Origin of the sequence: Claveliimonas bilis (assembly GCF_030296775.1) — a bacterium.
GTDB classification, from domain to species: domain Bacteria; phylum Bacillota; class Clostridia; order Lachnospirales; family Lachnospiraceae; genus Claveliimonas; species Claveliimonas bilis.
In genome coordinates, this window is the sequence record NZ_AP027742.1 from 2,657,672 (window position 1) to 2,680,811 (window position 23,140).

Genomic DNA, 23,140 nt, shown 5'->3' on the forward strand with positions numbered 1-23,140 from the left:
TTTTAATTCAAGATTTTATATTTTTTCCAATGCGACTTCTATGGTTCCTCCGCAGACCATCCCCTCTTCCTCTGCCTGGTCTGCTGTCATATCTACCTGAACAAGACGAAAGGCTCCGTCCTTTTCATCCGAGAGCATCTGTCTGCCTTTCTGCAGGATCTCGCTCTCCGCACATCCTCCGCCAATGGTTCCTATCTGACTGCCATCCTTTAAAATGAGCATTTTCGTACCCACGCTCCTTGGAGCTGAGCCCTTTCTGGAAACAATAGTAGCCAGCACAGCTTCCTCTCCGTTTTCCCTCGTTTCCAGGATGCCATCTAAAAGTTCTTCCGAATAGCCCCCTTTGCTCTGCTTCTTATTTTTTACTTCTATGATCTCCCCCAGAATGGATACCGCGATTTCTTCCGGAGTTTCTGCGCCAATGGCAAGGCCGATGGGCGTACATACCTTGCCAACTTTTTCCTGCGAAATTCCCATCTGAATCATCTGTTCCTTGACAATGGACGTTCTCCTTCTGCTGCCCATCATGCCTACATAGGCGCACTCTTCTTTCCGGTCAAGAACAGAATACAGGCATGCCGAGTCATAACGATGCCCCCTTGTCACGATCACCACATAAGTATCTTCATCCAGCTTTTCCTCTGCCAGCGCTTTCTCATAAGGGGCGCAGATTACCCGGTCCGCCCCTTCCTTTCTGGCACAGTCTGCAAATTTAGGCCGGTCCTCCAGAACCGTAACCTGGAACCCCACCATTTTCCCAATGGCAATAACAGGCATGGAAACGTGACCGCCTCCGCAAATGATCATTTTAGGCGAACAGCTGACCCGTTCCCGGAAAACACGCACTTCCTCCGGGAAAGATAAATTTTCTCCATCTCTCACCAGCCTCTTCTCACCCGCCATTTTTCCGGTCAGAATCAGCACTGTTTCCATTCCCTGTATTCCGTTTTCCAAATTCAGCTGCAATTCTTTGTAAAAATCCATTCCGGCTCCTTTGTTTCAAACATGATCAAACAGAATAAAATTTATTTCCCGAACCCGCAGTTTGGGAAGGTGCATACCGGACAGGAAAGGCAAAGACCGCCCTCTCCCATCTTTGTAAAATCATCTTCTGACAGTTTTTCGCCTGCCACAATCCTTGGAAGGACAAGATCAAAAATCGTCCGTTTTGCATACATCACACATCCGGGAAGGCCCATAATAGGAATATCCTCCTGTCCTTCTCTGCGGCAGTAAGCCAGCATAAACATGGCTCCCGGAAGAACAGGGGCACCATAAGTTATGACTTCATCTGCTGTCTTTTTAATAGCCAGCGGGGTCCGGTCATCCGGATCCACGCTCATCCCTCCTGTACACACGATCAGATCCGCCCCTTTTTCCATCCACTCCTGCGCCGCCCTGGCGGTCATATCGGCATCGTCACTGCAGACAGTATTTCCCATTACTTCCACACCGTATTCCTCCAATTTCTGTCTGACAACAGGTGTAAATTTATCTTCAATCCGTCCGCGGTAAACCTCATTTCCAGTCGTTACAATTCCTGCTTTCCATTTCCGGAAAGGAAGAATCTGAAAAACAGGAGCCTCTCCGCCGATCTGGCGGATCCTTTCCATTTTTTCCTCCTCGATCACCAGGGGAACAACCCGCATGCCTGCAATCTTATCTCCTTTTCTCACAGGAAAATTTCCATGCCTGGAAGCAATGACGATCTGCCCAAGTCCATTCATCTGATCCAGTTTCCTGGTGTCCACTTTCAGTACACCATCTGCAAGGGCTGTCAACTCAATTTTCCCTTCTTTGACTTCGGAACGTTCCATCCATTCCCCCTGACAGACTTCTCTTAAAATTTCCGCCGCCTCATTTTCATGGAGCATTCCCTCCTGCTTCTCCCATACATACAGGTTTTCTTTTCCCACAGACAGGAGCACAGGTATATCCTCTTCCGTCACAATATGCCCTTTCCGGAACACTGCATCTTTTACTTTTCCCGGAATGATCTGGGTGATGTCATGGCACAGCACACTCCCCACCGCATCCTCTGTACGAATCAGTTTCATTTTTCTCCTCCATTTCCGCATTCTCCGGCTCTTCCTGCCAAAATATCCAGTCCATGTTCAAGATACGGCAGCACACCTTCCAGATTTTCCCGGACAGCTTTGGGGCTGCCCGGAAGATTGACAATCAATGTCTTCCCCCGGATGACAGACACACCTCGTCCGAGCATGGCCTTTGGCGTGATCTGGAAAGACATCCACCTCATAGCCTCCGCAATGCCCGGCGCATTTCTGTCCGCCACCGCAAGAGTTGCCTCCGGCGTACAGTCTCTTGGAGAAAATCCGGTTCCGCCGGTAGTCAGGATCAGCTCTACCTTTTCTTCATCACAAAGCCAGATCAGTTCCCTTTCTATCTGATTTTGCTCATCCGGCAAAAGGATCACATCTCCTACTTTATATCCGGCCGCTTCCAGCATTGTCTTCACAAGAGGACCGCTTTTATCTTCCCGCTCCCCTGCATACCCTTTATCGCTTAACGTAATGACTGCTGCCCGCTTCCCATTCTCCGATCTGACGCTTGTTTCTTTTCCCTTTTCCATTACCATATTTGCAGTTCCTTTCCATCTCCCGGCTCCTGCCTTTGCGTTCTTCCTTCGCCGCCTATACGGATTTCTTTCTTTTCATTTCGAAAATCTCCGCTTTTTCCTCCGGTCTTATGAAGCAGATAAATACCTGATATCTCCATAGACTTATCCAGTGCTTTGCACATATCGTATATCGTCAGCAGCGCAGTACTCACACCGGTAAGCGCTTCCATTTCCACCCCTGTTTTGCCGTGTATTTTCACTTTACAATAACAGTAGATCGCACATTCTTCCGGCTGCATTTCAAACGTGATCTTACATCCGGTGATGGGAAGGATATGACACATGGGAATCAGCTCAAACGTCCGTTTTGCCGCCATGATCCCCGCTGTCTGGGCAACCCCGAGAACGTCTCCCTTCCCCACAGTTCCTCTCTTGACTGCGTCAAACACCTCTCTGCTCACAAGGATTTTTCCTACCGCTTCTGCTTCTCTTTCCGTTTCCTCCTTGCCGCTGACATCCACCATCACTGCACGGCCGTTCTCCTCAAAATGTGTCAGTTCCATTGCTTTTTCTCCCTTTTCTTTTCAGGGCATACGAAAGCTGCCCGCTCAATCTTCGTTTTGTTCTTATTATATAGGGAACAAACAAAAATAACAAGTTTCCATGTCTTTCTCCTCCGTTCCATGGTATACTTTCATCAGATGGACAAAGGAGGTAAACAAAAATGCTGGAAAAGTTACTGACTCTGCCAGGATTTATTTACGAAGCTGACGGGGCATATTATTATCTGGGAAAATGGATCTGCAAAGAATGTACAAATGTAGACGAAACCGACTGTGTAACGATGTATCAAATGTGCCGTGCGGGAGGCGAGGAAAAGGACGCATCCTTCTATTTTCAGAAAATCCGGGCTTACAGTGATTTCGCTCTGGACATTCCCTACAATCCGGCACTGATCCGCGAGAACATGGAGAAACTTCTGGCAGGTCTTTCAGAGAACGGACAGAAAAACCTGGAGAAGCAAATACAGCTGGTAGAAACCGACGCACAGTAGTCTCAGCGCTCGGGAACCAACTGGCAAAAATGTAAAATAATCTCACACAAAAAGAGGCAGAAATCCTACTGTCTCTTTTTTCTATTCCCGTTTTATCCATTTTTGTCATTTTAAACATCATAGTTCTGTTCTTTTTCGTCGTTCAAAACAACATTTTCACTATTTTATCATATTATATTGACCTTTATTTTCACCTGTGATAACATTTTTACAGTTATTATAAAATCATATTCTCATCATTACAAATATTCAAGCATCAATATTGTCATTTAAAATAACAAAGGAGTTATCACTTATGAAAAAATTATCTCAGAGCCTCCTGGCTTCTACTGTTACTGGTAAGAGAAAAGAAAAGAAAATCACACAGCAGCAGCTTGCTGATCTCACCGGGATCAACCGGGGAATGCTAAGCCGCCTGGAACAGCAGGACTATATTCCTTCTATCGAACAAATAGAAAAACTGGGAGAAGTACTGGATTTTGAAGTAACAGATCTGTTTGTTGCTTCCGAGCCGTCCTCCTCCCTTCCGGTAGAACGCACTTATCGGATCGCTGTTGCCGGAACCGGATATGTAGGTCTTTCCCTGGCTGTTCTCCTTTCCCAGCACCATCATGTTACAGCTGTGGATATTGTTCCGGAAAAAGTTGAAAAAATCAACCATAAGATCAGCCCTATCCAGGATGAATATATTGAAAAATACCTGGCGGAAAAGAAATTAAATCTTACTGCAACTACCGACGGAACCGAGGCATACAAAGATGCTGATTACGTCATTATCGCCGCGCCTACAAACTATGACAGCAAGAAAAATTTCTTTGACACTTCTGCCGTAGAATCGGTTATTGAGCTGGTTATGAGTGTGAACGATCATTGTACGATGATCATCAAATCCACTATTCCGGTTGGCTATACTGCATCCGTGCGTGAAAAATATCATACAGACCGCATTATTTTCAGCCCGGAATTTCTCCGGGAGTCCAAGGCACTGTATGACAATCTCTATCCAAGCAGGATTATCGTCAGCTGTGATGAAAACACCCGCCACGCTGCACAGCAGTTCGCCGCACTCCTTCAGCAAGGGGCTATCAAACAAAATATCGACACTTTATTCATGGGATTTACAGAAGCAGAGGCTGTAAAGCTGTTTGCAAATACCTACCTGGCGCTTCGTGTTTCCTATTTCAACGAACTGGACACCTATGCAGAATCCAAAGGGCTTAACACCAAGGAGATCATCAGCGGCGTCTGCCTGGACCCGCGTATCGGTACGCATTACAACAATCCATCTTTTGGATACGGCGGCTACTGCCTCCCCAAAGATACCAAGCAGCTTCTGGCTAATTTTGCAGATGTTCCGGAAAATCTCATTGAGGCCATTGTAGAAAGCAACCGTACCAGAAAGGATTTCATCGCTGACCGGGTGCTCCATATGGCCGGATGTTACTCTTATGAAGACGGAGAATTTAATCCATCCCACGAAAAGATGGCAACCATCGGAGTTTACAGACTGACTATGAAAAGCAATTCCGACAATTTCCGACAGAGTTCTATCCAGGGTGTCATGAAACGAATTAGGGCAAAAGGAGCTTCCGTCATCATCTACGAGCCGACTCTTGAAAATGGCAGCACTTTCTTCGGAAGCAAAGTGGTAAATAATCTGAAAGAATTTAAGAAAAAGTCTGACTGCATTATTGCCAACAGATACGACTGCTGCCTTGATGATGTGGCAGAAAAAGTCTATACAAGAGATTTGTTTAAGAGAGATTAGAAAGAGTTCGATCTTTTCCAAGAATCAAAAGGTGTTCAGGCCCCTTCCATTTTGAAGGGGCTTGAATATTTTACACGCTTATTTCACTGCTGCCATCCCTTCGGCAATCCACTTCTGCACCAAATCCGTACTTTCTTTTACAGCCAGAGCTATTTTGTCAACAGACATCCCCATTTCCAACAATGTCACAGCAGTTTCTTTTTTCGCTTTCATCTCGCCCTGCTTCTTTCCGCGCTTTTCTCCTCTTCTTTCTCCACGCTTTTCCCCAACTTCAATTCCTTCATGATAAATTTCATCCATTTCACGGCACATATTCTCTACTCCTTCCGGCGTTTCCTTTAACTCCCGAACACGCTCTGCTAATATTTCACTATACATCTCATCTGCATTTTTACATTGCAAATCATGCATCAAACGTCCAAGCTTTGTTTTCTCATTTTTCATTTTAACATTAACATAGATAATGTGAGTTTCATCTGGGAAGTCTTCCTTTACTTCTTTAATCCTTCTATCAATGTGATAAATAGGTAAGCCATACCCCAGCACATCTTCCCTTGTAATGAAAATAATATAGCTTCCCGGCAGTTCATTGAACCCCTGTCCGCTCTCTAATATATTCATATCCATCAATGCGCTATGGTATCTCGCCCGTTTGGCAGACGCCCCTTCGCTCTCCTGCTGTATTTCTACATTATATCTCTTTTTCTCCCTATCACAGGCAACGCAGTCCAAAACAGCTGATCTTCCCTGCAGATTCTTGTAGTCTTTCTGCAAAATTTGCCCTTTTATCTGCAGATCATCTCTACCCATAATCACCTGCAGGAGATGTTCTGTACACGCCTGCTTTTTTAACACATTCCGCATGAAAATATCACTCATGATCGTAAGCTCTGCAATAATATTTTTGTATTTCTCATACCGGAGGTCAATCTCCTGCTCTTCTTTTAGCGTCTTAAATTTTGCAGTTCCTTTTGCCGCCTTTCCCATAGGCGCCTCCTTTTTCTAATTTTGCAAAGAGGTGTTTTCTCTGCTGTCCGTTCATTCCCTGTCTATATCTTATTTTCTTTACGATTCAGGAAAGAGACCTCTTTGCTGTATAAACAAGTACAAAAGCATTGAGATATCTCTCCTGATGTGCATTTAGAAAATAAGATACAGGAAACAACACATGCCGTTCCTGCGAAAGACACAAAAGATAATTAAAGATATAATGCTTTGAATACATGTTAACATATGTAACCGGATTTGTCTATGAGTTTGACATAATTATTGTATAGCTTTCATTCAATATTTCTACAAAAAAGGAGCAGAAATATTCTGCCCCTTTTTATGCTTCTCCTATTTCATTTTCAAAGATTTCCAACATTTTGTTCCAGCCCTTCTCCAGATCCTCGTCCAGATCAAAAACCCCTGAATATCCCACAATAAACACTTCCGCACCTGCTTTATACAGCTTTTGAAAGCTTTTGGAATTGCATGAACCGTCAACTTGAATCTTATAGCGAAATCCATACTCAGTTTTCCACTGTTTTGCCTGTTTAATCTTCTCTAACATCTCATCTATAAAAGGTTGTCCAGCAAATCCCACATCAACTGTCATAATTGTGAGAAGATCGATTCGATTCAGATAATGCCGAACACTCTCCAAAGTAGTAGCCGGATTTAAAACTACCCCCTTTTTGCACCCTGTTTCCTCTATAAGATTCAAAACTCGATAAGCATTAGTATTGATAGTCTCCGCATGAGGGGATATATAATCCGCACCTGCTTCAGCTACCTTTTTAATCCAATCCAGAGGTTCCGTCATCATTAAATGAACATCAATAGGCTTTTGTGCAATTCCTTTTATCGCCGCCAAAAGATCCGGGGAAAATGCCAGATTCTTGCAATAATGCCCATCCATAATATCCACATGAAGTAAATCGGCTCTGCGGTTCAGCACTTCCATCTGCCGCCTGATTTCAAGAAAATCCATACACATAAGTGACGGGGCAAATTCTACCTTCATCGCATCGCTCCCTTCCGCAACAGATTTTTCCTTTTTACATTCTCTTGTGTCTTTATGGCTCATAATCCGGTAAATACTGCTGAATTGCCGCAGTCGCTTCTTCGGATTTCATATTATCTGGTGTCAGAATAAACACGCCTGTATCTACCTGTTTTTCTACTTCTTCTCCGTCTAAGAGCTTCATGATAGAAGTCACGCCTTCATATCCCATAGTATATGGATTCTGAAGTGCTGCAGCGTCAATGATTCCCTGTTCCATTGCAGAAAGCACGTCTTCACTAACGTCTACTACACACAGTTTCACTTCATCTGTAATTCCTGCCTTACTAAATGCATTCAGCGCTCCTTGAGCTGCTGCATCATTAGTGGCAAAAATCATATCCAAATCCGGATTAGCAGTCAGATAATTAGAGCAAATATTTTCTGCCTCTGCAATATCCGATTTTGCCAACTGGATTCCCAAATATTCCATTCCGTCTTTTTTTGCCATTGCCTGATTAAAACCTTCCGGACGGTCTTTTCCTGCTGCAAATTCGTAGCTATCCCCAATAATTGCATAAGATTCCAATTCATCTCCATATGTATCCAACATATATTCTCCCAGTTCCTTACACCCTGTAATATTATCTGTATAGAAAAAGGACTCTGCTTCATTGGGTTCCACACCACTGTCTACTGTTACCACATGCACCCCTGCATCTATGGCATCTTTTACAGGCTGCAGCAATGCTTCCGGATCAGTTGCTGCTAATACAATCCCATCTGCCTGCGCTGTTACTGCATTGTTCATAATGTCAATCTGTCCGGTAGCATCTCCATTTTCCGGAGGACCATCATATTTGATCGTAATCTCTCCATACTCCTCTTTTAAATCTGCTGCTGCGTCCTCTGCTCCCTGTTTCACTGCCAACCAGTAAGCGGATGCCGTAGACATCGGAATAACCTGAATGGTCGCTCCATCTTTCCCACCTTCCCCACCACCGGAGTTATCTTCTGATGAAGCAGAACTTCCGCATGCTGTAAGTGCTAATACCATTGTCATAGTCAACGTCGCTGATAAAATTTTTTTCTTCATAATATTCTCCCTTCTATCTATTTTACTTATCATTCTTTTATGCTTCTTTTTTGCGTCTCATATTATCAATAAATACTGCGCACACCAAAACAATACCAATCAGAAGCTTCTGCCAGTATGTTGATACACCCATGAGCTGAAGTCCATTAGACAGTACTGTCATAATCAATGCTCCTACCAAGGCTCCTGGTATACTTCCCTCGCCCCCAAACAGGCTGCCTCCGCCAATTACAACTGCTGCAATGGCATTCATTTCATAACCATCCCCGGCCAGCGCAACACCACAGTTCAGTCTGCAAAGCATCAATATTCCAGCAATACCACTTAAAACGCCGCTCATCAGATAAATGATAAAAAGCTTCGTCTTTACTCTAACTCCCGAGAACCTAGCCGCCTCCTCATTACTTCCTATAGCATACGTATATCTTCCAAATCTGGTTTTACTTAACAGAATGTGAGCCACTACTGCCAACACAATAGTAATAACAGTAATGCTGGGCAGGATTTCAAAAACATTCAGATTACTGAAATTTTTGATAGCTTCCGGCAAACTGTAAATATTATTCCCACCGCAGCTTAACAGCGCTACTGCCTCAAATACGTACATTGTTCCCAATGTAGCGATAAAGGCCGGGATTCCCAAAACAGCCACCAAAATCCCATTAATGACTCCAACCAACGCTCCCAACAGAATTGCCAGACAGATTGCTATTGCCAAAGGCATATGAAATTCTGTGATAAACAAGGCTGACATGATACAGGATAATCCCACTGTTGTTCCTACAGACAGATCAATTCCCTTGCTGACAATAACAAAAGTCTCTCCTACAGCCAACAACCCTACAACGGATGCCTGCTGCAACAAATAGTATAAATTTCTCGTAGAAAAGAATCCCGGAGCAATGACAGAAAATACGACCAGCATTAATAAGAGTACAAATAACACTGTAAGAGAATTTAATCTGTCCCGAAGCGCTTCCTTCCTTTTCAGTTCCATAATCTCCACCTCCTCTTATTAACTCTGCTGTGCAAGCATAAGCTCTTCTTCTGTTGCAGTTCTTCCATAGCTTCCCGTTATCCTTCCTTTTGACATCACTGTAATCTTGTCGCATACTCCTTGAAGTTCCGGGTTATAGGAAGAAATAACTAAGATCGCATATCCCTGCTTTGCCAGTTCGCGAATCACTTCATAAACCTTCGCTTTTGCCAGAACATCGATCCCTTTTGTCGGTTCGTCAAAAATTAATATCCTTGCTCCGGAAGCAATCCATTTTCCAATTGATATCTTTTGCTGATTCCCCCCGCTTAAGTTCATAATCTTCTGTTTTGGGGAATTACACTTTACTGCCAGCCGTCCTATAATCCGATCCGCCAAATCTGCAATTCCTTTATCATTGACAAAAGGCTTTTTTACTGTTTCTTCTGTTCCTACTACAAGACTTGGAATGGAAATATTAAACGCAATAGACATAGTCAGATTTAAGCCGCCATTTCTTCGATCTTCGTTAATATATCCAATTCCCAGTTTTATGGCATCATTTTCATTTCGGATTCTCACTTCCTTTTCTTCAATAAAAATCTTTCCGCCTTCCGGCTTTGTCTCTCCAATAATCAAATGTGCCAATTCTGTTCTTCCAGCTCCTATCAATCCGGACAATCCTAGAACCTCTCCGTAATGCAGGGTCAGATCTACCGACTTTACAATCCCTCCGCTTAGTCCTTTTACTTCTAAGGCTACTTTATCTGTCACATAATTTTCATAGACGGGATAAAACTCCGACATTTTCTCTCCTATCATATAACCTACCAGCTGATTTTCTGTAAGTCCGTCCATTCTGTCATAAAAGGCAACTTTTCCATCCCTCATAACAACACACCTGTCTGCCAGGTTAATGGCATCTTCCAGATAGTGAGTAATAAAAAGAATCGTCAGTCCATCCTCTCTCATTTTTTTCATGATCTCAAACAGCTTTTCTTTTTCTTTTACCGTCAAGGAAGTAGTCGGTTCATCCAAGATGACAATTTTAGGATGCCGCGAAATACATTTTGCAATTTCACAGATTTGCTGCTGTGACACGCTCATACTCATGACCTTTCGGTTGGGAGCGATATCCTCTACTCCCAACCTTTTTAACATTTCCGCTGCAATTTCATTCTGCCGTTTCTTATCAATCATGCTATTTTTTACAGGTTCATTTCCAAGCGCTATATTCTCCGCAACTGTCAGGTGGGGAACTACACTGAGTTCTTGATAGACAATGCCTATGCCATTTTTCTTGCTTTCCTCAGCACTTCCAAGGCTTACTTTCTTTCCGTCAATCAAAATCTCACCTTCGTCCTTTTTATAAACACCAGACAGAATCTTCATTAACGTACTTTTCCCAGCCCCGTTTTGTCCCAATAGAGCCAGTATTTCTCCTGGATATGCTTGAAAGCTTACGTTATCCAGCGCCTTGTTAGAAAAAAAGGTTTTTGTTATATTTTTAAACTCCAGCATACCAGCGTATCCACCTCTTCCTTTTATTCCTCATCACTGGTTCCCTGTGCATATTTCGGAGCCATGCAGATATGTCCCAGAATATTGTATCTTCTAGCTTTGCATGCACCAGGTACATTGTTTGCACAATTATGTACAGCAGCATATCCAAGAGTTGCAAACTTCATAGCTTCTTTGAACTGCGGCGGAATCCCAATGGCAAAGGATGTCTCTACCTTAATCTCCGGCAGTTTTTCCTGAATATTTTTTAATAATGTCTCATTATAAGCGCCGCCACCGCTCGCATACATAACTTCTGTATCTGTCAAATCTACAAATTCCCGAATACTTGCCACAATCGCCTCTGCTGAAAACATATTATAGGTTGCCATAATATCTTCATCAGAAAGGTGAGCATATTTTTTTCTCGTCTTTTCAGAATAAGCGCAGTCAAAATCATCTCTCCATGCTGATCTTGGATAAGGGCGTATAAGGAAATCTGCTGTCATCAATTCTTTTAGCAGTGTCTCATCACATTTTCCTCTAGCTGCTATTTCTCCATTCTTGTCATACTTTACTCCAAAATACTGTTTTGCAATATAGTCCATCATAATGTTTCCAGGGCCACAGTCGTATCCAAGCATTTTTCTTCTGTCCTTGTAAACTTTATGAACATTGGAAATACCTCCAATATTCAGTGTAAGTGTTGGTTTTTCATTACGAAACAGCACATAATCTACATATTGCATCAGAGGCGCTCCCTGTCCCCCCAATGCATGATCCGCAGGTCTAAACTGTGAAACCGTTGTAATGTCAGTATACGCTGCTACCACATTTCCATCACCAAAACAGAATCCATAGGCGTAAATATCATCCAAGAACAGATCCACATAATTCTTTTCAAACATTTCGTCAGTTACTTCATCTGCCTTTTTCCTATTTGTTTGGTGGAGATATACCTGCTGGCCATCAACTCCAATACATTCAATCTCATCTGCTGTGTGTCCTGTTTCTTTTAAAAGCTGTTTTACTGCCACACCAAAAAATGCACCGATTGCATAATTCAATTTTGCAAGCTGATCCAAACCAAGCTTTAAATCAAAAGCATCCCATATCATTTTATTTAGTCTTTCTGGCCAGTCTACAGAAATGCCTCCCACGTATTTTGGCGGATTAGGCTGTCCATCATCTGCCATAGAAATTTCTGCCAAAACGCAGTCTACTCCATCACAGGAACTTCCACTGTTTAATCCAATTACTAATGCCATATTTTTCACTCCTTTTTTATTTTGTCAAGATCAAAGCAGATACATCAGCCGGCTTTCTTATGGGGATACCAAATGTAATACAGCTTTTTTGACTTTAGAGATTTGCAATATAGGAAAGTTCCGAATCTTCTCTCCATAAGACAAAAAAACGCCAACACAAATAATTGTGTTGGCGTTCATGACCTCTACATTCATTTTAGCAAATCACCCATAAATTTGCTTTTTCTTTCTTAACTTTGATATAACTTTAATATCTTATTTACATTTTGTCAATATATTTTTGACATTTTTGCTAAAAAAAGTTTTCTTCATTGATTATAATTATAATATATGCCCCATTTTCATTAGAAAATTGAATTTCACCTCCAAACTCCTGACATACAATAGATTTTATAATCATCAAACCAATCCCGCTTTGATTCTCAGCGTCAAACCCTTTCGGAAAACCTTTGCCGGAATCACGATAGATGATAACAATTTTATGACTATCCTTGTCTTTTTGTATAGATATACTGATTTTCAATCTCCCATTTCCTGCATGTTTTACACTGTTATTGATTAATTCATTCAATACCAGAGCAAAGGATGTAGCTCTGTTATAAGGGACAAAAATTTTCTGTGTGTCAAAAGCAATTTCAGCAGCATGGTGATAAAACCCTTTGATTGCTTCTATAATTTCTTCCATGGATGTAACTTTTGTAGCGGACACATCATGCGCCAGAATGTCATGAATAGTAGCAATACTTTTAATCCGTCCTATCACATCATCCATCATCTCCGTCACACTCTCGTTTCTTTCTCCTTGGTTCGTGTTTCCGACCATCATTTTTTCCATCTGTAAAAGACTAATAATAATCTGGAGATTATTTTTTATTCTGTGATGACTTTCCTGCAAAAGCACAGAACTTCGCTTCAGCTTAGAATTTTCTACAATCATTATAACTTCTCTGGCTATCAATTCCAGATAAATTTTATCCTTTTCGGAATAAATATAATAATTCTGGTAATACACGCATATCATGCCGATCACTTCGCCATTTAATTCCAGCATAATTCCCAAAACTGCTTCTGCTCTTTTTGCATCATTTTCTTCAAACAATTGATAAAATTTTGTTCTGTCATTTATGCTAAAATAAAATACCCCGCTTTTTTCGCTAATGGTGCGGTAACTTTCTATTTTCAGTTTCGGCATTTCCAATGACTCCTGATTGGAAAATCTAACAAAATTACGGTTCCTTTCATCAATCAGAGAAATCTCACACCAGTTCCCTTTCAACTGTTTTTTGATACGTTTTGCCAGTTCTTTCATCGTGTTTCCGTAATTGTATCCAATTCTTATTTCTGCCAGTCCTTGACTTAAATCCTCAAGAATTTCTGTCTGTTTCTCTGACTCTTCCAGTTTTTCCCCACCCAGCATAATATAGTATATTTGAGCTGGATTTTTTTCTATTTCCTTTACAGAATATTCCCCTGTAGTTTTTCCATGAGCAATTACCGTGACTTTATCTCCAACTTTCACCGTATCCTCCCACTGGCTTGTAAAATATAATATCATTGTTCCCTGTTTTTTTAACATATTGAGAATCCGAAAAAAACAAGCCATACCGTTGTATGACAACTTTCCATGAATTTCGTCAATAATAAGCAGCCTTGGCTTCATCCCCACGGCTCTTAAAATTGAGACTATCATCTGTTCCTCCGGCATCAGTTTCTTTACTTTCTTCCACAGGTCGAGGGGATAATCAATGCTATGCAACAATTGGCTACATTTTTGATAATATTTCTTTTTCTGTATAAAAAAAGGGATTTTTTCATTAGTCATGACTATATTTTCTGCAACTGTTAGATTAGGATAGAGATTATTTTTTCTTGTAACAAACGCAACCTTATCTTCCTGTCTTGCACAATAATAATCCATATCATCCAGAGTCATACTTCCCTGGCTCACCGCATTCTTCTCATGAAGAATATGGACCAACTCATCAATCGTATCAATATTAGGGCAAAGCACAGCCTGTACCTGGGAATCTTCTACAGATAGGCTTACATCATGTACCTGTGTATTTCCTGCTCTTCCTTCAATGTGATTCATGAAAAACATAATAGATCCCTCTTATCTTCCGCCTAATATACTCGCTTTTTCTATAATTTCCTCAGCAACAACCGAAATCTTTTTATTGGAATCCCTGCTCTTCTTCTGTAAGCTTTTCATAGCGTCTGACTCCTTCAGTCCAAATTGATCCATAAGGATTCCCTTTGCTCTTTCAACCAATTTTCTTTCTTTTAGTGCACTAGTCAGATTTCCATTCTGTACCATGATATGATGAAATTCCGCATATCTGTTCAACGCAACTTTAATAGCGATTTCCAATTGTTTTTCATCTATTGGTTTGATCAGGTATCCAAAGACTCCTATTTCATTTGCTCGGTCTATAAGTTTATCCGAAAATTCTCCTGAAACAATGATCGCCGGAATAATTTGGTCTTGATTCACCTTCTCCAAAACAGTTAACCCATCCATTCCTGGTAGATTAATATCCATCAAAATAAGATCCGGTGAAATTTCCCGAATCTGTTTTAATGCCTCTTTTCCCCCTGTGGCATATCCAGCTACCAAATAGCCCATCCGCTTTACCATGAGCTTGAAACTCTCTAGGATAATCACTTCATCCTCTGCAATAAATACCTTTAACTTTTCCCTTTCTCCCGCCGTCTTCAAATCGATCAACTCCTTATTTCCAACTTTCTGTCTCCCCTTAAACCAATCTAATGTATACATTATATAACCTGCACATCATTCATGCAAGTATTAGGTTTCTACTATAATGGCAATAAATGGAAAAGGAGATTACTAATGATACGTTTACGGGTCCTCGAAATATTGAGAGAGCAAAATCACACAAAGTACTGGCTCTTTAAACAAATGGATTTAAGTTATCAAAATTTCAACAGGATGATCATGAATAAAACTTCTTCTATTCGTTTTGAAAATATTGAAAAATTAAGCACAATTTTAAACTGTTCTATCGATGATCTTTTTGAAAAAGTAGATTCCACTGAGTATGAGAATGACAATAAATCATAATTCAAGGAAGACAGGTTCACTTCTGTATATTTAGGAAATATGGGATTATTTCTGCTTGCGGCAGGTATCAGCGCTATCTTTTGTCATCGGATTTCTTCCATAATGTATTCATGTTTACACTAATAGACAGATAGACAGCCAGAGAAGAAGCGATTATAATATGACTTGAATCTGTGAGGCAATCATAGCTATTCTTTACGGTATTACCGCTCTGATCTTATCAAGATAAACCATACTAAATTAGAGCTTTAATAAATATCAGGAGGACTGAATCATGAAAAAAAGAATACTTTGTTATGGAGACTCCAATACATGGGGTTATAACGGTGAGACAGCAACCCGTTTTCCGGAAGATATACGCTGGACAGGACAGCTGCAGACACTTCTTGGGGAAGAATGGACGATTATAGAAGAAGGAATGTGTTCCCGTACAACTGTGTTTGATGACCCGATCATAGAAGGAACAAATGGTCTGAAATATCTGCATCCCTGTCTTTCTTCTCAATCTCCCATTGATTATCTTATCATTATGTTAGGAACCAATGACTGTAAGCAGCGATTTGCCCTGACTCCCAAAAATATTGCTGAAGGACTGAAGCTTCTTGTCAAAAAGGCAATGCAGCCCGGTTTCTGGCGAAAGGAGCCTCGTATTCTTCTGATCGCGCCGGCTCCTATTTGTCCAGAATGCGAATCCTCGCCAACCGGAAGAGATACCGGAATCTGCAGCGAGCGTTCGCAGCATCTTGCTTATGAATACGAACTTGTGGCACAGGAATTTGGCTGTAAATTTTTAGACGCTGCTCCATATGTCACCATGAACAAGACAGATTATATGCATTACGACGCGGAAAGTCATGGACGTCTGGCGAAAGTTCTCGCTGATTTTTTAAAGAAAGAATTATAAAATTTTCTTGACATTCTCTTCAGAAATGTTATAGTAAAAATACTTATACGACTGACGGAAGTGGAATTGACCACAGGAAGTATAGGAAGAAAGCGCCGACCGTCTGGGCATCACATGTGCCCGGATGGTCGTTTTTGTTTGTACATTTAGCGCTCTTCCGGGCCGGAGATACGGAAACAAGAAATCTTGCGAAGTCATTTCTTCGCCCTGAAAAAAGGAGGAATATCCAATGATACAAATGGAACAGTGGAATGGATTTGAAGGACGGCTCTGGAAAGAAGAAGTCAATGTGCGTGACTTTATCCAGAACAACTATAAACCTTACGACGGAGACGCTTCTTTTCTTGCCGGACCCACAGAATCTACCCGGCTTCTCTGGGAAGAACTTAAGAAACTCCAGAAAGAAGAGCGTGCAAAAAATGGCGTCCTGGATATGGATACCGATGTGGTTTCTACTCTTACTTCCCATGGTCCAGGCTATATCAATGAGTCTTTAAAGGACCGTGAGCAGGTTGTCGGACTGCAGACAGATAAACCTCTGAAGCGCGCTTTCATGCCTTTCGGCGGGATCCGCATGGCAGAGGAAGCCTGCACCTGCAATGGCTATACGCCCAGCCCGGTACTTCACAAATTTTTTACTGAATATCATACTACCCACAATCAGGGGGTATTTGATACCTACACGCCGGAAATCAAGAAAGCCCGCCATAACAAGATCATCACCGGACTTCCGGACACTTACGGCCGTGGACGTATCGTAGGGGATTACCGCCGTGTCGCTCTCTATGGCATTGATTTTCTGATTGCCATGAAGGAGGAGGACTATGATCATTGCGGCTACGGTTCCATGCGTGACGATATTATCCGCCAGAGGGAAGAACTGGCCCAGCAGATCCGCGCCCTGAAGCAGATGAAGGAAATGGCTGCCCTGTATGGTTTTGACATTTCTCAGCCTGCAAGAAATGCAAAGGAAGCAGTACAGTGGCTGTATTTTGGTTATCTGGCTGCCATCAAGACCCAGAACGGCGCTGCCATGAGTGTGGGACGTATTTCTACCTTCCTGGATATCTATATCCAGCGTGATCTGGATGCAGGAATCCTTACAGAAGAAGAAGCGCAGGAACTGATCGATCATTTAACCATGAAATTCCGCATGGTTAAATTTGCCCGGATCCCCTCCTACTATCAGCTCTTCTCCGGCGATCCGGTATGGGCGACTCTGGAAGTGGCCGGCATGGGACAGGACGGTCGTTCCATGGTAACACGGACCGACTACCGATTCCTTCACACTTTGGAAAATATGGGGCCGTCCCCTGAGCCGAATCTGACTGTGCTTTATTCCTCCCGGCTTCCGAAACAGTTTAAAGACTATGCATCCTATATTTCCATCGAGACCAGTTCCATCCAGTATGAAAATGACGACGTTATGCGCCCTATATGGGGAGATGATTATTCCATCTGCTGCTGTGTCTCCGCGACGCAGACCGGAAAGGAAATGCAGTTTTTCGGCGCAAGGGCAAACCTTGCAAAATGTCTTCTTTACGCTATTAACGGCGGAGTAGATGAAAAGACAAAGGAACAGGTAGGGCCGGAAAGCCGTCCCGTTACTTCCGAATATCTGGACTATGATGAAGTGATGCACAAATTTGACAGTATGATGAGCTGGCTTGCCGGACTCTATGTCAATGCCCTCAACCTGATCCAGTACATGCATGATAAATATTACTACGAAGCAGCCTTAATGGCTCTTATCGATACAGATGTACGGCGTACTTTTGCCACCGGAATTGCCGGATTCTCTCATGTTGTGGATTCTTTGAGTGCTATCAAATACGCCAAGGTAAAGACCATTCGTGATGAAAATGGGATTGTAGTAGATTACGAAACTATTGGTGACTTCCCCCGCTATGGAAACGATGATGACCGGGCAGATGATATTGCGGTATGGCTCCTTCATACATTTATGAAAAAGCTGAAACAGCACCATACCTATCGAGACGCCGAGCCGACTACTTCCATTCTTACGATCACTTCCAATGTAGTTTACGGCAAAGCAACCGGCTCTCTTCCGGACGGGCGAAAGGCAGGAGAACCGCTCTCTCCGGGAGCAAATCCAAGCTACGGTGCAGAGCAAAACGGTCTTCTTGCCTCTCTTAATTCGGTTGCTAAACTTCCTTATGAATGGGCTCTGGACGGTATTTCCAACACCCAGACCATCCATCCTGACGCACTGGGCCATGAAGGTGAAGAACGTATAGAAAATCTGACCCACATTCTGGACGGATATTTCACTCTGGGAGGCCACCACCTGAATGTCAATGTATTCGGCGTGGAAAAGCTGATCGACGCTATGGAACATCCGGAAAAAGAAGAATATGCCAACTTTACGATCCGCGTATCCGGGTATGCGGTAAAGTTTATTGATCTTACAAAGGAGCAGCAGCTGGATGTTATTTCCAGAACCTGCCATGGAAAAATGTAACTCTACAGGCGGACGCAGCATACAGGGACTGGTTCATTCCACAGAAAGCTTTGCTTCTGTGGATGGCCCCGGCGTCCGCTATCTCATTTTTCTCCAGGGCTGCCCCATGCGCTGCCGTTTCTGCCACAACCCGGACACCTGGCAGACAGATCCGCAAAAGGCGCTTTCTGCTTCTTTTCAGGCTCCGGAAAAACTGATCCGAAAAGCACTCCGCTTTCGTCCTTATTGGGGTACAGAAGGCGGAATCACTGTCAGCGGAGGGGAACCGCTTCTGCAGATGGATTTTCTCCTGGAGCTGTTTCAAAGAGCAAAAGCGGCAAATATACACACCTGTCTGGATACCTCCGGAGCACCTTTTACACATGAGGAACCTTTCTACAGTCAGTTTCTGGAGCTGATGAAGTATACGGATCTTGTGCTCCTGGATCTGAAGATGATGGACAGGGAGGGGCACCAGTCTCTCACCGGACGGGATAACGACAACATCCTTGACATGGCCCGTCTCCTTGATAAGCTCCATGTACCTGTCTGGATCCGCCATGTTCTTGTCCCGGGAGTAACGGATGATGAACAGGATCTTCGAGATATGGCTGCATTTATCCAATCCCTTCAAAATGTAAAACGTGTGGAGGTTTTACCCTACCACACGCTCGGTACTTATAAATGGAAAGAACTTGGTCTTTCCTACTCTCTGGAAAATGTAGATCCGCCCTCCTTAGAAGAGGTAAAGAAGGCAAAAGAAATTCTGCACGCTTTTTAGTGCACTGCCGTCTTATAGTAATCATTTTCAATGATCAGCTCTCCAAGGCGGAGCCTGCATTCCACCAGATATTTCATATTTTCTACATAAATCTTCTGCTCTTCCGCGCTCATGGCGACACTGCCGGAAGGGGTAAAGGTGCCTGTGTATCGGTCATAGGCGCCTTTTTCAGTGAGCCAGGAATTAGAGAAAAAGATGACAACCGGGTCATTTTCGGACATAACATCTGTTCCGGCCAGCATGCGCGAATCATATGTTTCGCCCAGCAAATTTAAAAGAGTAGGAAGAATATCTACCTGTGAGCAGGGCTTCTCAACTTTAATCGGCTCTTTTATACTGGCTGACCATAAAATCCATGTATTTTTGTAGACGTCGAAATCCACGTTCTGTTCATCCAGCATTTCCAGAGTATCCGTACCAAAAGACCTGCCTGCCAGCTCTTCCAGGATATCCAGATCCGAATAGGGAATATGATCCGGCGCCATTACAAGCAATGTCCGATCGGCAATTCCTGCTTCCTCCAGTTTTTCTATCAGGCTCGTCATTCCTTTTTCCAGCTCCAGTCCCGCTGCAATATAAGCCTTCGTCTTTTCAGAATAAGGCAGATTCGCCACTGCCTCCTGATTCCTTTTTGACATCTCATTGCTGTCGAATCCATAAGGAAGATGCCCGCTTAAAGTAAGATAATAAATGTTGAATGGCTCTTTATCCACATAGTCGGCAAAAGACTGCTGTATCATATAATCGTCAGACTGCGGCCAGTATTCATGGCCGCTTTCGTCAGTTTCCTTGGTAACGGGCCGCCCACAGGCATCCGCCTGTCTCCACTCATATCCCAGATTTGGATGAGACAAATCCCTGCCATACATATTTTCATTAAAATGATATCCGATCGAGGTATAGCCTTTTTGATTCAGCCGGTTGGCTAATGTAAAGGGAAGGCTTGTCCCCTGTTCTCCAGTCTCGCTCATACTGACCGGAAAGGCTGCTTTCGGATAAAGTCCTGTCAGATTCTGAAATTCACCGCCGGAAGTACTGGTAAAATGCAGTGTAGAATAAAAATTCTCAAACACAAATCCCTCTGTGGAAAGTTTATAGAGCGTAGGAGTCAGCTCCGGATCAATCATGTAGCCGCTGAATCCTTCCGCTGTTATGAAAATGACATTATACCCTTCAAACATTCCCGTATATTCATTCTGCCTTGTAGGGGTCAGACTGCCAAAATACTCGCTTAGCCATGCTGAGTCCTCTGTGGCAGCCTCAGCCTGCAAAGCAGCAAAATCAATGTCCATTTCATTATAGGGATAGTCTTCCTCTGCCGGAGTTTCCTGATTCTTCACTGTCTCCTGGGCTTCTTTCTGGATATCAGGCGTATCCTCACCAGAAGTCCCCCATATACTGTGCTTGATATCCAGATGGAGCATAGTGATCATTCCCAGCTGCTCCACCTGATCTTCTGTATGTGTATCTGTCTGATAGAGTTTTTCAGGCGTAAAGTCACCTTTCCACGGATAGAAAAAAATAACGCCAAGCATAGCAAGATGGAGAATTATCGCCGCTGCCATGCAGATCCCGGCCATAAGAAATTCCGGTTTCTTTCTATCTTCCTGACTTTTTAGGCGCAAATGCAAAACAGTATAGCAGCCAACTGGAACAACAACCATCAGAAAAAGACCGGGGATATGAACAATCAGGGCATCCCGCACCGCCGCATTGTAATCCAGCAGATGATTTCCCGCTGCTGTTTCCATACCGCTTATAATTTGATAATATTGCTGGAGGATCTCCTTACAGAGGCATTCCACCGCAAAGATAACTGACAGACAGATGACAACAATCATGCCGGCAACTTTTGCTACTTTCTCCGGAAGACAATACAAAATAGCGGTACACACCATTCCAAAAGAAGCGGCAGACAGAAAGAATATAGGGAAATATCTCATATCCAATCCCATATACAAATGAAATATTACCTCTATGAAAGCTGTCAGCCCTGCAACTGACAGCGTAGTTTTTCTTGCTTTTCGTACTTTCTCTTTCATTTCTCTCACTCTTTTCCTGCTGGAATTAGCCGATTCCACCAAAAAAGATTCCTAGAACATATACTGCAAATGTAATACCGACAAATAAATACTTCGTAACCGGCTCCAGCCATTTCCCAATCTTTTTTTCTCTTCCCATCTGAATCTGTTCCCTTGCATAGCCTTTGGGGCAGATCCAGAAAAACATCACTGCTGCAATAAGAGCTCCCAGCGGAATAATATAAATCGATACCGCATCCATCCATGCTCCTACTGTATCTCCGCTTTCAATAAACACAGCTACTGCTGCGGCGATCAGGGCAACAATGCATACTGACGTTCTCCGTGACAGCTTCAGCTCGCTTTGCAGCGCCTCAATGGGCGTCTCAAAAAGATTCATAAGCGAGGTTACCGCTGCAAAAATTACCGCAATAAAGAAAATTACTGCGAACAAAGCCCCAAAGGGAATCTGCTGAAATACTGCCGGAAGAGTAATGAACATCAGCGGAGGTCCGCTCCCTACATCCAGTCCAAAGGCAAATACCGCCGGAATAACAACCATTCCTGCAAGAAGGGCTGCACATGTGTCAAAAAGAGCAACATTGCCGGCACAGCTTACCACATCTATATCCTTTTTCAAATAGCTTCCATAAACAATCGTTCCTGATCCGGCAAGAGACAGAGAAAAGAACGCCTGACCCAGCGCATAAACCCATGTCTGAATGTTGCCAAGTTCTTCCCACCTTGGTACAAACATATAACGATAGCCTTCCGCAGCACCGGGAAGCATAACTACACGGATCAAGAGCAAAATGAAAAAAATAAAGAATATCGGCATCATCACTTTATTCATTTTCTCAATCCCCTTGCTGACTCCCATGAGCATAATTGCAAAAGTGAGCAAAAGCCCCAGGAAGTGCCAGCCTATACTTCCAAAATCAACTGCAAGTTCCCCAAAATAAGCTCCCATATCTTCTGCCTGCATCAATTCTCCGGAAATCGTTCCCCAAAGATATTTCAAAAACCATCCCACCACAACAGAATAGCCAATTGCAATTCCCAGAGATCCGAGAACCGGAATCATTCCAATAATCTTGCCCGGAATGCGTCCCTTCGGCCCAAACCTCATCTCCATTGCTTTTGTAAAAGCTCCGATCGGACCGCATTTTACACTTCTTCCGAAAGCCATCTCACCGATGACTCCCGAAAATCCAAGCAGGATAACAAAAATAAAATACGCGATCAAAAATGCTGATCCGCCAAATTCACCAGTCCGATAAGGAAACATCCATATATTTCCCATTCCCACTGCCGAACCAACACAAGCTATGATAAATCCCAGACGAGTCCGAAATTCACCCCTCGCATCTTTTTCCTTCTCTTTCATTTATTTTCCCATTCCTTTACTTTTTCGTTAAATTGTATACACTATATGTTCTGAAATCAGTTTATACAAAGGTATAATAATCGCACCGTGGTTATTATATCACATTTTTCTATAATCGTGCCTGTCAATTTTACACAGGGCTTTTCACAATTTTACACAGGGTTAAATGCAGTTTGGGACGTAACACTTTTTAACTTTACTACGTGTCAGTTTACAATTCCCACACAATTAACACAAAAAGCAGTGCCGTTTTGGCACTGCTCTCCCATTC

At 42.8% G+C, this 23,140-nt stretch carries 20 protein-coding genes and 1 riboswitch; of the genes, 6 read left to right on the plus strand and 14 right to left on the minus strand.

From position 1 onward, the window contains the following. Positions 1-15: 15 nt before the first annotated feature. From R2J37_RS12880 to moaC, 4 genes are read right to left on the minus strand one after another with little or no spacing between them, the layout of a single operon-like run. Positions 16-984: an XdhC/CoxI family protein gene (locus R2J37_RS12880; RefSeq protein WP_316265423.1), complete on the minus strand. Its 969-nt coding sequence runs from the start codon at positions 982-984 to the stop codon at positions 16-18. Between the two features lie 41 nt (positions 985-1,025). Beyond that, positions 1,026-2,057 carry a molybdopterin-binding protein gene (locus tag R2J37_RS12885; RefSeq protein ID WP_316265424.1) on the minus strand — a complete coding sequence of 344 codons (1,032 nt, stop codon included), beginning with the start codon at positions 2,055-2,057 and terminating at the stop codon, positions 1,026-1,028. Then, positions 2,054-2,599, minus strand: a complete 546-nt coding sequence (locus tag R2J37_RS12890) for a MogA/MoaB family molybdenum cofactor biosynthesis protein (RefSeq protein WP_316265426.1) — start codon at positions 2,597-2,599, stop codon at positions 2,054-2,056. Before R2J37_RS12890 ends, R2J37_RS12885 begins: the two co-directional genes overlap by 4 nt. Next, a complete protein-coding gene (moaC, locus tag R2J37_RS12895) occupies positions 2,593-3,144 on the minus strand; it encodes a cyclic pyranopterin monophosphate synthase MoaC (protein WP_230105305.1) in 552 nt (183 codons plus the stop codon). The genes R2J37_RS12890 and moaC overlap by 7 nt, the downstream gene beginning before the upstream one ends. Before the next feature lie 161 nt (positions 3,145-3,305). Here moaC and R2J37_RS12900 point away from each other — a divergent pair, with 161 nt between their 5' ends. Further along, positions 3,306-3,635, plus strand: a complete 330-nt coding sequence (locus R2J37_RS12900) for a hypothetical protein (RefSeq protein ID WP_316265428.1) — start codon at positions 3,306-3,308, stop codon at positions 3,633-3,635. A 295-nt stretch (positions 3,636-3,930) separates the two neighbouring features. Then, entirely contained in the window at positions 3,931-5,403 is a 1,473-nt protein-coding gene (locus R2J37_RS12905; protein WP_316265430.1) for a nucleotide sugar dehydrogenase, read from the plus strand. A gap of 78 nt (positions 5,404-5,481) precedes the next feature. On the opposite strand, the gene R2J37_RS12910 is transcribed toward R2J37_RS12905, so the two are convergent. From R2J37_RS12910 to R2J37_RS12945, 8 genes are all read right to left on the minus strand, one after another. Continuing rightward, complete coding sequence (locus R2J37_RS12910; protein ID WP_316265432.1) at positions 5,482-6,390, minus strand: Rpn family recombination-promoting nuclease/putative transposase; 909 nt, start codon at positions 6,388-6,390, stop codon at positions 5,482-5,484. A gap of 340 nt (positions 6,391-6,730) precedes the next feature. Then, positions 6,731-7,474 carry a D-allulose 6-phosphate 3-epimerase gene (alsE, locus tag R2J37_RS12915; protein WP_311135876.1) on the minus strand — a complete coding sequence of 248 codons (744 nt, stop codon included), beginning with the start codon at positions 7,472-7,474 and terminating at the stop codon, positions 6,731-6,733. Beyond that, positions 7,464-8,486 (minus strand): sugar ABC transporter substrate-binding protein, encoded by a 1,023-nt coding sequence (locus tag R2J37_RS12920; protein ID WP_316265436.1) that lies wholly within the window; start codon positions 8,484-8,486, stop codon positions 7,464-7,466. The genes alsE and R2J37_RS12920 overlap by 11 nt, the downstream gene beginning before the upstream one ends. A gap of 37 nt (positions 8,487-8,523) precedes the next feature. Further along, a complete protein-coding gene (locus R2J37_RS12925; RefSeq protein WP_230105300.1) occupies positions 8,524-9,483 on the minus strand; it encodes an ABC transporter permease in 960 nt (319 codons plus the stop codon). An 18-nt stretch (positions 9,484-9,501) separates the two neighbouring features. Beyond that, positions 9,502-10,983 carry a sugar ABC transporter ATP-binding protein gene (locus R2J37_RS12930; RefSeq protein ID WP_230105299.1) on the minus strand — a complete coding sequence of 494 codons (1,482 nt, stop codon included), beginning with the start codon at positions 10,981-10,983 and terminating at the stop codon, positions 9,502-9,504. Positions 10,984-11,006: 23 nt separating this feature from the next. Then, complete coding sequence (locus R2J37_RS12935; protein ID WP_316265439.1) at positions 11,007-12,230, minus strand: anhydro-N-acetylmuramic acid kinase; 1,224 nt, start codon at positions 12,228-12,230, stop codon at positions 11,007-11,009. A 292-nt stretch (positions 12,231-12,522) separates the two neighbouring features. After that, positions 12,523-14,331 carry a histidine kinase dimerization/phosphoacceptor domain -containing protein gene (locus R2J37_RS12940; protein WP_230105297.1) on the minus strand — a complete coding sequence of 603 codons (1,809 nt, stop codon included), beginning with the start codon at positions 14,329-14,331 and terminating at the stop codon, positions 12,523-12,525. A gap of 12 nt (positions 14,332-14,343) precedes the next feature. After that, complete coding sequence (locus R2J37_RS12945) at positions 14,344-15,009, minus strand: ANTAR domain-containing response regulator (RefSeq protein ID WP_256193722.1); 666 nt, start codon at positions 15,007-15,009, stop codon at positions 14,344-14,346. Between the two features lie 75 nt (positions 15,010-15,084). Here R2J37_RS12945 and R2J37_RS12950 point away from each other — a divergent pair, with 75 nt between their 5' ends. The 4 genes from R2J37_RS12950 to pflA all read left to right on the plus strand — a co-directional run bounded on the left by R2J37_RS12950 (position 15,085) and on the right by pflA (position 19,461). After that, positions 15,085-15,315, plus strand: coding sequence for a helix-turn-helix domain-containing protein (locus R2J37_RS12950; protein ID WP_230105295.1), 231 nt, complete (start codon positions 15,085-15,087; stop codon positions 15,313-15,315). A 274-nt stretch (positions 15,316-15,589) separates the two neighbouring features. Next, entirely contained in the window at positions 15,590-16,219 is a 630-nt protein-coding gene (locus R2J37_RS12955) for an SGNH/GDSL hydrolase family protein (protein WP_316265442.1), read from the plus strand. 37 nt (positions 16,220-16,256) lie between these two features. After that, positions 16,257-16,335: riboswitch (ZMP/ZTP riboswitch) on the plus strand. A gap of 113 nt (positions 16,336-16,448) precedes the next feature. Further along, positions 16,449-18,701, plus strand: coding sequence for a formate C-acetyltransferase (gene pflB / locus R2J37_RS12960; protein ID WP_316265444.1), 2,253 nt, complete (start codon positions 16,449-16,451; stop codon positions 18,699-18,701). Next, positions 18,667-19,461 carry a pyruvate formate-lyase-activating protein gene (gene pflA, locus R2J37_RS12965; RefSeq protein ID WP_316265445.1) on the plus strand — a complete coding sequence of 265 codons (795 nt, stop codon included), beginning with the start codon at positions 18,667-18,669 and terminating at the stop codon, positions 19,459-19,461. The genes pflB and pflA overlap by 35 nt, the downstream gene beginning before the upstream one ends. Here pflA and R2J37_RS12970 read toward each other — a convergent pair. Both R2J37_RS12970 and R2J37_RS12975 read right to left on the minus strand, forming a co-directional pair. Further along, positions 19,458-21,503 carry an LTA synthase family protein gene (locus R2J37_RS12970; RefSeq protein WP_316265446.1) on the minus strand — a complete coding sequence of 682 codons (2,046 nt, stop codon included), beginning with the start codon at positions 21,501-21,503 and terminating at the stop codon, positions 19,458-19,460. The genes pflA and R2J37_RS12970 overlap by 4 nt on opposite strands. Positions 21,504-21,528: 25 nt before the next feature. Next, positions 21,529-22,869, minus strand: a complete 1,341-nt coding sequence (locus tag R2J37_RS12975) for a sodium-dependent transporter (RefSeq protein WP_316265449.1) — start codon at positions 22,867-22,869, stop codon at positions 21,529-21,531. Positions 22,870-23,140: the final 271 nt, after the last annotated feature.